This is a genomic window from Spiroplasma sp. ChiS (assembly GCF_002968355.1).
Classification (GTDB): domain Bacteria; phylum Bacillota_I; class Bacilli_A; order Mycoplasmatales; family Mycoplasmataceae; genus Spiroplasma; species Spiroplasma citri.
This window is the reverse complement of record NZ_PUUH01000083.1, coordinates 1-1,740: the sequence shown is the minus strand read 5'-3', so window position 1 is coordinate 1,740 and position 1,740 is coordinate 1. Positions and strand designations below refer to the sequence as shown.

3 protein-coding genes are annotated in these 1,740 nt (G+C 20.6%); 2 read left to right on the top strand and 1 reads right to left on the bottom strand.

The features are described 5' to 3' along the window. Positions 1 to 229: hypothetical protein (locus tag C6B38_RS03095; protein ID WP_146693285.1), on the bottom strand; the 229-nt coding region annotated here is incomplete at its 3' end. 393 nt (positions 230 to 622) lie between these two features. Here C6B38_RS03095 and C6B38_RS03090 point away from each other — a divergent pair. Continuing rightward, positions 623 to 1,099, top strand: coding sequence for a lipoprotein (locus C6B38_RS03090; protein ID WP_105298619.1), 477 nt, complete (start codon positions 623 to 625; stop codon positions 1,097 to 1,099). Positions 1,100 to 1,121: 22 nt separating this feature from the next. Next, complete coding sequence (locus C6B38_RS03085; RefSeq protein WP_105298618.1) at positions 1,122 to 1,637, top strand: lipoprotein; 516 nt, start codon at positions 1,122 to 1,124, stop codon at positions 1,635 to 1,637. Positions 1,638 to 1,740: the final 103 nt, after the last annotated feature.

Below are 1,740 nucleotides of genomic sequence, written 5' to 3'. Positions count from 1 at the left end.
AAAATTCTTCTTTTTTTATATCTTGATATTTATTAACCGTATTAACAAGTTCATTATTTTCTTCTTTTGTTTCTTCAATATCTAGTTCAATAATTATATCGATAAGTGCAATTGCTTTCTTTGCTAATTTATAACTTTTTTTATAAAGTTCTAAATATTTTTTTACTTTTTCATTTAAATCTTTTTTATCTAATGATTTATTTTTAAAATTTTGATAATCTTTAATCATTTTTTTGTTTTGTCTTTCAAATTTTTTTGTTAAATCATCTAAATGTTTTTTTCTTTCATCTTTACTGTATTTTATTTTTTCTGTTTTTTCTAATTCTTTTAATGTTTTTTCTGCCGTTCCTTTAAATTCACATTTTTGACAAAAAAAGAATCATTAAAACCAGTCATATATTTTTGTAAGTCTTTTTTTCTACACATTTCACAAATTTGATACATATTTTATTTCCTTTCTTAAAATTAAAATTGTTGTTTGATACTGCTAATATATTATCAAAATAAATATTATTTTTGAATATTTATATTTTAATTATATTTTTGATAAATAATCATTAAATTTGCATCATTCATTATATAATTTTTATATAAAAAAATATTAAGAAAGGAAATGATTTTTATGAAAAGATTATTAAGTATTTTAAGTTTAGTAGGTTTAATAACAATTGGAACAACAAATTTAATATCTTGTGGAAAACCAGTAGTTAATAATACAGAACCAAACTTAAAAGATGAAAATCAAAAACTAAAAGATGAAAATCAAAAACTAAAATGAAAGATTGATAAAAATATTTTATTTATTAATTCTATTAATCCTCCCATTATAATTAATGCTAATAAACCAAACGCAGTAAAAGAATATGAATTATTTTTGTCCTTAAAATCTAAAGTTTTAGAATCAATTAAAACAATTGATGAGTCATTAACAGAAAATGATTTTATAATTGCTTTTAAAGATTATTTTAATCACCTTCAGCCGCGAGAAATTGATTTAACAATATCCAAAAAAATTACAATAATAATTAGTGGAAAAAATAGAGCACATGGCGAAAAAGAATTTGATGTTGTTTTACCAGCAGCAATTCCAAAAGTTTAAGAAAGAAGGAAGGATAATAAAAATGAAAAAATGATTAAGTTTTTTAGGAGCAATTACATTACTAGGAACAAGCACAACAAGTCTAGTTGCTTGTAATAATATACCACAATATAACGAAGATGAATTACAACAACTAAAACAAGAAAACCAAATATGCACAAATTGCAAAGAAATAAAAGAAAACTTAGAATGAATTTGTCCACAAGAAAAACCATTTAATACAGTTTATAATAAGTATTATTATGTAGTATGGCGAGGTGATAAAAATGATGATTGAAGAATTGTTAGATTTAAAAATTATAATTGACAAGAAATAAAAACTTTAGATAATTATAATAATTATAAACTTTTATTAAATATTAAAATAATAGGGTGTTTATTTATTTTAGTAAAATCATTTTTGGGTAGTACTAATAATCATTTTTGAAATAAAAACTATGGGGATCTTTTCAAAGTTTATCGTTGAAATGGTGAAGAAAAAAATTTACCTAATTTAATTGTTGATAATAATTATTTTAGTAAAATCATTTTTGGGTAGTACTAATAATCATTTTTGAAATAAAAACTATGGGGATCTTTTCAAAGTTTATCGTTGAAATGGTGAAGAAAAAAATTTACCTAATTTAATTGTTGATAATAAT